Source organism: Pseudomonas saliphila (genome assembly GCF_008638345.1).
Classification (GTDB): Bacteria; Pseudomonadota; Gammaproteobacteria; order Pseudomonadales; family Pseudomonadaceae; genus Halopseudomonas; species Halopseudomonas saliphila.
The window spans coordinates 121,615-130,804 of record NZ_VTVA01000013.1 but is presented as its reverse complement, the minus strand read 5'-3'; the positions used below and the strand labels follow the sequence as shown (position 1 = coordinate 130,804).

Sequence of the window (9,190 nt, the reverse complement as noted above, 5' to 3'; positions counted from 1 at the left end):
GCGCTTAAGTAAGTGCCATTCGGCTCTGGTCCGACTCTGCTTTCTCCCCGCAGCCGGTCAGTCCCAGCAAGGGCAGAAGAATCAATACGGGCAACCAACGACGGTAAGAAGAATCGACTTTAATCATGGGTTGCGGGTAGTCCTGGGAGTCATTCGGGAGTTAGCTGCATCATCTTCAGCTGGCTGTTCGGCGCGTTCAGTCTGGTTGTCGAAGCCGCCGCCCAGCGCGAGGTGCAGGGCAATGCGATTTTCGATGCGCGCCAGGCGTGCGGTGATATAGGCGCTGCGGCCATCCAGCGCGCGTTGCTGGCTTTCCAGTACATTCAAAAAGGGATCGATACCCTGCTGATAGCGGTTGTAGGACACGCGGACCGCCTCCTCCGCTGCGCTGGCGGAGGCATCCAGAGTCTGCTCGCGCCTTTGCAGGAGTGTCTCGACGGCCAGGAGACTTTCCACTTCGGACAATGCGTTCAGCGCGGTTTCAGCGTAGGCATGCAAGGCTTCACTCTGCTGACCTTCGGCAACATCCACCTGGGCCACCAGCCGCCCACCCTGGAATATCGGCTGCAGGATCTGCCCTGCGATCGACCACACCAGATTGCTGCTGCTGAACAATTCGGAAAACTGACTGCCGGCGTACCCGGCTGAGCCACTGAGTGACAGCGATGGCAGAAAGGAGCGCTGCGCTGCGCCGAGCTGGTAACCCGCGCCCAGCAGTGCCAGTTCTGCCGCCCGGACATCCGGGCGGCGCTCCAGCAGTTGCGCGGGAATTCCCGCTGTGGGCGAAGCCGGTACGCCAGGCAGAACATCGGCGGTTTGCAGGCGCCCGGCGGGATACCGTCCGAGCAATATCTCGAGTTGACGCAGATTGCGTTCCAGCGCCTCTCGGCGCTGCTCCAACCCAGCCTGCGCCGAACCCAGATTGGCTTCGGAGAGCATGGCGTCAGCCGGGGAGGCAATACCGACATCCACCCGATTGCCAATCTGCCGAGACATTTCTGTCAGGGTTTCAACGGTGCGCTCTGATAACTCGACCTGCGCCCGGGCATGGACGTTGTCGAAGTATAGCTGCACCACCTGCGCTGCAACCGACTGGCGCAGCCCGCGCAATTGTTCCGCGCTGGCCAGATAGTCGGCCCGTGCGGCAGCGGTCAGCGCAGACAAGCGGCCCCAGAGATCCAGCTCCCAGCTCACGTCCAGCGCCGCATTATGGTTGTTGCTAATGATGTACATGTCGCCGCCCGCCTGCGCCGACGGCGCGGCAATGGTGCCCAGATTCTGGCGTTGACGGGTACTGCCGAGACCGACGCCCACCATGGGCAGTTGATCGGCGCGGTTCAGCCGGACGCGCGCCTCGGCGATCCGTGCGCGGGCTAATGCCTGCGCCACACCGGGGTTGCTGACCAGCGCCGTGTCGACAAACCGGTTGAGTTCATCATCAGCGAAATCACCCCACCAGTGTTCTGCCGGTGCATATGCACTCGCGGGGGCTGCGTTGAAATGATCGGGCAGGCTGAAGGGCAGTTCCGGCTCCGCCGGGGGAGTGACGCTGCAGGCGCTCAGTAACAGCGCGAGCGCCGCAACAGACAACGTGCGGGCTTTGCAAAAGCTGGAATTCATTCACCGTCCTTTAGTGGCCGCATTGTCGGCATCCTGTTGCGTACCCCAACAATGGCACTGCTGCGTCCTGATTTCCGCCGAGCGCAGGAAAGCGCACATTCTAGCGCAGCCATAGCAAACGGCCATCGTTAAATGGCGCGCGCCGCGGATATGTCTTGCGCTGTCAGCGCGCGGTGCCGGGCGTTACTTTATTGTGTCTGACCCGTTGAAAAAACCAAGCAGACCCCGGTACCAGGGTGCGGCCTGTTGCTCCTCGGGAGTCGGCCAGTTGGTCTTTTTACTCGCGCAGTGCACGATCCCCTTCGCCCCCAGCCGTATACGCCAGCGCTGCGCACTGGAATAGGCTTGGCCGGCCTCGGTGTGCACCACCAGCAGATTGTAATCCTGCTGCTTTTCAATGGGATGCGCCTCAATGGCCGCAGAGGGATCAGTGTCGTCAGTGCAGACGAACAGACGGTGCTTGCTCGCCTGAATCATTTCGCAGAGCTGCTCACAGTCCAGGCTCAGACGCTCCTGGATTTCATCCTGCGTGAGGGCGTCCTTGTCCAGATTGAGCTGCGAGCGGTAACAGATGATCTGCCGTTCCTCGTTAGACGCCCAATTGCCGGAATGATCGAGTACCTGGCGTGGCAACTCCGGGAGCCGGCGATAGTCGAGCCAGACCTTCTGCTGAGCCAGCAATTTCCGGGTGTAGGGCATGAACAGACGCACCTTCCAGCGCGGCTTGCCCTTGCGCAGCCAGCGGGTAATGCCGGTGATCATATCTTCACGCAGCAGGTCACGGATGGCATAGACCAGCGCGATGCCCAGCAACAGCGCCAGAGAGAGTTTTTCGCTGGCGTCCCGCGCATTGAACAGGAAGTAGGTAAACAGCGACATGATCAACATGGTCGACGCCGCCTTGACCAGCTTGCGCGTACCCGCGCCCAGCTCGATGACCTTGGAGCGCAGCAGTACCGGATATTCCAGCAACCGGTGATAGAGACTCATGCGGTTCCAGACGCGGGTCGGCGAGCCGCGGAAGTCGCTCAGATACTCACGTTCCTTGCGGTACTTGTGTTCCTGGCGCAAAAACTCCGCGACTGCTCCTTTGAGCTCCTCGTCCAGTTCGGCGAAGCCTTCGAGGGTCATGCACTCCAGCAGAAACTGCTCGGCATACCAGGAAAAATAGATATCCATCTGCCGGAAATAGCGGCGCTGGTTGCTCTGCTCCGGGCTGGATTTGCGCAGTCGCAGGGCAAAGTGCTGACTCAACCTGAGCGCCCTTTTCAGCGGTTCATCAAGGGTCTCGGCGTTCTGGATTTGCTGGCGTAGGCGATCGATCGACGCACGGTACTGGAACAGCCAGGAGCCGTACATGATCTCGTAGTAGGGCGACAGCAGCACGAAGGAGCGGTCGGCCTTGCTCACCCGATCCTTATCCGGTAGGCCCAGTAGTCCGAAGCGATGCTCCAGGGAAGTGAAGAAAAACTGCTGCTCGCTCAGGGTCCAGGCTGACAGATTGCTATCGTGAGGCGTGAACAGGTACACCTCAACCTTGTGCCGCCCTGGCTTTTTCAGGGTTCGGGTCAACTGCAGACGAAAGTCGCCCTTGCGCTTGAGTGAGTACACGCCCCCTCCCCTGACATGATAAGCCGCGAAATCCGATAGTCCGGACCGGGTAGCTCTGCACGCAGTGCATTGCTGAATTGACCAAACAATTCAGGCCGGATCGCCATGATGTGACCCGCCGATTATTCGGTCGGCACGCACCGCAAGAATTGCCGCTATCCTAGCATAGAGCCGCCCCGCAGACGCGGCCGGCATGGGTCCGGAGCGTCTACCGCGCGATGGTCGATGCGTTCAAGCCAGTCGGGCGTCGAGACTGTTCTGCGCCAGCAGTCTGGCCTGGTCTTCAGTCATCCCGAGGCCTTCATGCAAGGCCATGAAATTCTCCAGCACATACCCACCGAAGTACGCCGGGTCGTCGGAATTCACCGTGACCTTCACGCCCTTGTCCAGCAGCTGCAGAATGTTGTGCTCGCGCATGGTGTCGAACACGCGAAGCTTGACGTTCGACAGCGGGCAGACGGTCAGGGGGATCTGCTCGTCCACCAGACGATCGATAAGCCTTGGATCCTCCGCGGCGCGCACGCCATGGTCAATGCGGCTGACTTTAAGCAGGTCCAGCGCTTGCCAGATGTATTCCGGCGGGCCTTCTTCACCGGCATGCGCCACGGCCAGCAAGCCTTCTGCGCGGGCCTTGGCGAAGACTCGCTTGAATTTACTCGGGGGATGGCCCATCTCGGAACTGTCGAGCCCGACAGCAAAAAAGGAGTCCCGGTACGGCATCGCCTGTTCAAGGGTTTTGAACGCCTCTTCTTCGGACAGATGCCGCAGGAAGCTGAGAATCAGTCCGCCACTGATGCCCAACTGCTCGCGGCCATCGCGCATGGCCGAACGGATGCCCTCAAGCGCAACCTCGAAGGGAATGCCGCGTTCGGTATGCGTTTGCGGGTCGTAGAATGGCTCGACATGCACCACACCCTGAGCCTTGCAGCGCTGCAGGTAGGCCCAGGTCAGGTCATGGAAATCCTGCTCGGTGCGCAGAACATCAGCGCCCTGGTAATACAGATCGAGAAACTCCTGAAGGTTGTTGAAGGCATAGGCCTGGCGCAACGCCTCGACATCCGCCCAGGGCAAGCTGACCGCATTGCGCTCGGCAAGACTGAACAGCAGCTCAGGTTCAAGTGATCCTTCAAGGTGCAAATGCAGCTCAGCTTTGGGTAGTTCTATCAACCATTGCTTGTCCATCTCTACCTCCGGGTCGGGTTGCACCAATCAGCGGCGCCGTTGCGCTGATTCAAGCATGGGCCATGCCATGCGCAATTGCGGCGCATGTTAACGGCTCCTGAGGTGTTGACCAGCTTTTTAGCAAAAGCCCCACACGCCTTACGATCAATTTTGGTGCAGGGATCCAGGCTTGGATCCATTTTGGTGCAACTGGCATTGGGATATCGACCAGCCTGCGTGTTCCAGCCTGTAGGCTTCCTGCGAAAGCCATGTTGGCCCGGATTGTGCGTAATGCTATCGAACCAATTGAACAAGCAGGAGCAACAGATCGCGCCTGCCCAGTGGATAAACGAGGATGGTGCATGACTGCAGCCTGGCATCTAGAGCACGTCGATAGCGCCATTAGCTGGCAGGCTGGCCTGGACGTTGGCGTCAGTCGCCGGGCGGGACGCACCGTTATCGATCGGCTGCACCATCGCGGCCCGCTGCGTATCCAGCGTCCACTGCATCCGGAAGGTCCGGACTGTCCGCATTTGTACATCCTGCATCCGCCGGGCGGCCTGGTCAGCGGCGACACCCTGCGCCTGAACACCGATATCGGCCCAGATGCTGCCGCGTTACTGACCACACCCTCCTCGGGTAAGTGCTACCGGGCGCGGGACAACGGCACCCTGCAGCAGCAGCTCACCCGCCTTTCCGTCGCCGCCGGCGGCTCACTGGAATACCTGCCCCAGGACACTATCGCCTTCGAAGGCTGCAACGCTCGCCTGTCTACGCGGGTTGATCTGCACGCCGATGCGCGCATGTGTCTGTGGGACTTGTTGTGCCTGGGCCGACCGGCCGCCGATGAAGGCTTCGCCAATGGCTGCGTCAGCCAACAGCTGGATATCTGGCGCGACGGCCGGCCGGTGTATATCGAGCGTAATCGTTTCATCGGCGGCGATCCTCTGCTGTCAGCCAGTTGGGGACTGGGCGGCTGCTTCGTCAGCGGCACCTGGCTGGCCACCTTGACATTGGCTCGCGACGAACTGGATGCGCTGCGTGAAGACTATGCCAACGTCCCGCAACTGGTTTTTACCCAGCGGCATGGTCTCTTTATCGGCCGCTATCTCGGCCATTGCGCCGAACATGCTCGGCTTACCTTCATGCGGCTGTGGCAGCAGCTACGGCCGCGCATCAATGGGCGGCGCAGCTGTGCGCCGCGGATATGGAATACCTGAACGGAGTGTGCCCATGGAGCTTTCGCCCCGTGAGAAAGACAAGCTTCTGCTGTTTACCGCCGCGCTGGTGGCCGAGCGCCGCCTGGCACGCGGCGTGACCTTGAACTACCCCGAAGCCATGGCCTACATCAGCGCCGCCATCATGGAAGGCGCGCGTGATGGCCGCAGTGTGGCGGACATGATGAGCTACGGCCGCACGCTGCTCAGCCGCGAACAGGTCATGCCCGGCGTGCCGGAATTGCTTGGTGAAGTGCAGGTTGAGGCCACCTTCCCCGACGGCACCAAGCTGGTGACCGTTCATGATCCGATCATATGAGGCGCACCGATGATACCCGGAGAAATCCAGACGCTTGAAGGCTCGCTGACCCTGAACGCCGGCCGCGAAACGCTGCGCCTGAGCGTGGCCAATACCGGCGACCGCCCGGTGCAGGTCGGCTCGCATTACCACTTCGCCGAAACCAATGCGGCGCTGCGCTTTGATCGCGACGCCACCCGGGGCTTTCGGCTGAACATAGCCGCGGGTACCGCCGTACGCTTCGAGCCCGGCCAGAACCGTGAGGTGGAGCTGGTAGCCCTGGCTGGCGACCGTCGGGTGTTCGGCTTTCGGGGCCAGGTCATGGGCAGTCTGTGATGCCGCCTGAGGATCAATTTTGCAGCGTTCCGCCGTCTGGTCGGACCGCAATGGAGGCAACATGGAAATAAGCAGGCAGGCCTACGCGGAGATGTACGGGCCTACAACCGGCGACCGGGTACGGCTCGGCGATACCGAGCTGTGGATCAGTGTGGAAAAGGACTACACCCACTACGGCGAGGAAGTGAAATTCGGCGGCGGCAAGGTCATTCGTGACGGCATGGGTCAGAGCCAGCGCGGCCGCGCGGATACGCCTGACACTGTCATCACCAATGCGCTGATTCTGGACTGGTCAGGCATCTTCAAGGCCGACGTGGCAATTAAGGACGGCCTTATCCAGCAGCTGGGCAAGGCCGGCAATCCGGACATCCAGCCCGGCGTGGACATCATCATCGGGCCGGGCACTGAAATTATCGCCGGCGAGGGCATGATCCTTACCGCCGGCGGCATCGATGCGCATATCCATTTCATCTGCCCGCAACAGATCGACGAGGCGCTGATGTCAGGCGTCACCACCATGCTCGGCGGCGGTACCGGCCCGGCTACCGGCACCAATGCCACCACCTGTACGCCGGGCGCCTGGCATATCGCGCGGATGCTCGAAGCCGCCGAGTCGCTGCCGATGAACCTGGGCTTTCTCGGCAAGGGCAACGCCAGCCTGCCCGATGCGCTGGAGGAACAGATCGAAGCCGGTGCCATGGGTCTGAAGCTGCACGAGGATTGGGGCACCACCCCGGCGGCGATTGATTGCTGCCTGAGTGTTGCCGATGCCTACGATGTGCAGGTGGCAATTCACACCGATACGCTGAATGAATCTGGCTTCGTCGAGGATACCCTGGCGGCGATCAAGGGCCGGGTGATCCATACCTATCACACCGAAGGCGCTGGCGGCGGTCATGCCCCGGACATCATCAAGGCCTGCGGCGAGCCAAACGTGCTGCCCTCTTCCACCAATCCGACGCGCCCCTACACCATCAATACCGTCGACGAGCATCTGGACATGCTCATGGTTTGTCATCACCTGGACCCGGCCATTGCCGAGGATGTCGCCTTCGCCGATTCGCGCATCCGCCGCGAGACCATTGCCGCCGAGGACATCCTGCATGACCTCGGCGCTTTCAGCATGATCTCGTCGGATTCCCAGGCGATGGGTCGGGTCGGCGAGGTAATCACCCGCACCTGGCAGACCGCGCACAAGATGAAGGTGCAGCGCGGCCCACTCCCCGAGGACGACGACTGGTCCGACAACTTCCGGGCGCGCCGCTACGTGGCCAAATACACCATCAACCCAGCGATCACCATGGGCATCGGGCATCTGGTCGGCTCGGTGGAGCCCGGCAAACTGGCGGATCTGGTCCTGTGGAAACCAGCCTTTTTCGGCGCCAAACCCAGCCTGATTCTCAAGGGAGGCGCCATCGCCGCCGCGCCCATGGGCGACCCGAATGCGTCGATTCCGACACCTCAGCCGGTGCATTACCGGCCCATGTTCGGCGCGCTGGGCAAGGCCATGAATCACACCTGCATCACCTTTGTATCGCAGGCGGCACTGGACACAGGCATCAAGGAACGGCTCGGCCTGTCCCGGCGCCTCGAAGCCGTTCGCAACACGCGCACCATCGGCAAGGCGGACATGAAACTCAACGACTACCAACCGACGATCACTGTGGATCCGCAGACCTACATCGTTGAGGCAGACGGGATCGCGCTGCTCTGCGATCCCGCCGAAGAACTGCCGCTGGCGCAACGCTATTTTCTTTTCTGAGGAGGCTTAGATGCTCGAATGTCACCAATGGCTGGAAGAGCCGGGGCCGGTTCATCACGAGCTGGAGCTGACGTATGAGATGCGTACCCGCAGCCGGCTGCGCACTCACACGCGGGCAGGTATTGAGGTGGGATTGTTTCTGCCGCGTGGCCGCGTGCTGCGCGAAGGTGATCGTTTACTCGCCAACGACAACACGGTGGTGGTGATTCACGCGGAGCCGGAGCCGCTCTCGCGCGTGCTCTGTGACGACGCGCTGCTGCTGGCCCGCGCCGCCTACCACCTGGGCAACCGGCATGTGGCGCTGGAAGTGCTGCCCGGCCAATTGCGCTATCTGCGCGATCATGTGCTGGAAGCCATGCTCATCGGGTTGCGGCTGGAAGTGGAAGACATCGTCGCGCCCTTCAATCCCGAGCCCGGCGCTTATCACGGTCACGCGCATAGCGTCGCCACGCCGCCTTCACCTTTCGTTCGGCTGAACGGCAAGCAGCATGTCGAGTACTGAGCAGGCCGATAGAGCCCTGTTGCGAGTCCTGCAGCTGGCCAGTCCGGCGCTGCCGATCGGCGGTTATGCCTATTCCCAGGGCATGGAATATGTCGTCGAACAAGGCTGGGTAATCGATCTCGATTCGGCCGCTGAGTGGCTCGATAGTCTGGCGACCCGATCGCTGGGTTATCTGGATATACCGGTGCTGATGCGCCAATACGTGGCCATGGACGACGGCGATCTGGACGCTGTCAGCGAGTGGAACGACTGGCTGCTGGCCAATCGCGAAACCGCCGAGCTCTATCTGGAGGACAGCCAACAGGGCGGCGCCCTGCTACGGCTGCTTGGCTCGCTGGAGATTCCGCCGGCACTGGACTGGCCCAAGGGCGAGCCCATCGCCCTGATGACCGCCTTCGCCATGGCCGGCTGGCACTGGCAGACCGGCGCGCGCCAGCTGGCACTCGGCGTGCTCTGGAGCTGGCTGGAAAACCAGACCGGCGCCGCGACCAAACTGATTCCGCTGGGGCAGACCGACGCCCAGCGGCTGCTCGACCGACTGTCGCCACGCTTGCCGGCGATAGTTGACGCCGCCACGGCGCTGCACGACGACGAACTGGGTGCCGGTTTGCCCGGCCTGGCCTTCGCCAGTGCCCGCCACGAACACCAATACATACGACTGTTTCGGTCATAAGGAGCATTAC

Annotated in this window: 9 protein-coding genes; 6 read left to right on the top strand and 3 right to left on the bottom strand. The window is 61.7% G+C overall.

Annotated features, from left to right (window positions below; translation table 11 throughout):
- Positions 1 to 123: 123 nt before the first annotated feature.
- The 3 genes from FHK95_RS14450 to FHK95_RS14440 form a co-directional block, all read right to left on the bottom strand.
- Entirely contained in the window at positions 124 to 1,620 is a 1,497-nt protein-coding gene (locus FHK95_RS14450; RefSeq protein WP_150305334.1) for an efflux transporter outer membrane subunit, read from the bottom strand.
- Positions 1,621 to 1,803: 183 nt separating this feature from the next.
- On the bottom strand, positions 1,804 to 3,231 hold the full coding sequence (locus FHK95_RS14445) for a threonine/serine exporter family protein (protein ID WP_150305333.1): 1,428 nt from the start codon (positions 3,229 to 3,231) through the stop codon (positions 1,804 to 1,806).
- 231 nt (positions 3,232 to 3,462) lie between these two features.
- On the bottom strand, positions 3,463 to 4,413 hold the full coding sequence (locus FHK95_RS14440; protein ID WP_150305332.1) for an adenosine deaminase: 951 nt from the start codon (positions 4,411 to 4,413) through the stop codon (positions 3,463 to 3,465).
- Positions 4,414 to 4,754: 341 nt separating this feature from the next.
- Between FHK95_RS14440 and FHK95_RS14435 the strand changes: the two genes are divergently transcribed.
- The 6 genes from FHK95_RS14435 (at position 4,755) to FHK95_RS14410 (ending at position 9,180) form a co-directional block, all read left to right on the top strand.
- Positions 4,755 to 5,612, top strand: a complete 858-nt coding sequence (locus FHK95_RS14435) for an urease accessory protein UreD (RefSeq protein WP_178114802.1) — start codon at positions 4,755 to 4,757, stop codon at positions 5,610 to 5,612.
- A 13-nt stretch (positions 5,613 to 5,625) separates the two neighbouring features.
- A complete protein-coding gene (locus tag FHK95_RS14430) occupies positions 5,626 to 5,928 on the top strand; it encodes an urease subunit gamma (protein WP_150305330.1) in 303 nt (100 codons plus the stop codon).
- A gap of 9 nt (positions 5,929 to 5,937) precedes the next feature.
- Positions 5,938 to 6,243: an urease subunit beta gene (locus FHK95_RS14425; RefSeq protein ID WP_150305329.1), complete on the top strand. Its 306-nt coding sequence runs from the start codon at positions 5,938 to 5,940 to the stop codon at positions 6,241 to 6,243.
- 61 nt (positions 6,244 to 6,304) lie between these two features.
- Entirely contained in the window at positions 6,305 to 8,005 is a 1,701-nt protein-coding gene (gene ureC / locus FHK95_RS14420; RefSeq protein WP_150305328.1) for an urease subunit alpha, read from the top strand.
- A gap of 10 nt (positions 8,006 to 8,015) precedes the next feature.
- The gene (ureE, locus tag FHK95_RS14415; protein WP_150305327.1) at positions 8,016 to 8,507 is read left to right on the top strand and encodes an urease accessory protein UreE; all 492 of its coding nucleotides are present in this window, start codon (positions 8,016 to 8,018) and stop codon (positions 8,505 to 8,507) included.
- Positions 8,494 to 9,180 carry an urease accessory protein UreF gene (locus tag FHK95_RS14410; protein ID WP_150305326.1) on the top strand — a complete coding sequence of 229 codons (687 nt, stop codon included), beginning with the start codon at positions 8,494 to 8,496 and terminating at the stop codon, positions 9,178 to 9,180. The genes ureE and FHK95_RS14410 overlap by 14 nt, the downstream gene beginning before the upstream one ends.
- The last annotated feature ends 10 nt before the right edge of the window (positions 9,181 to 9,190 follow it).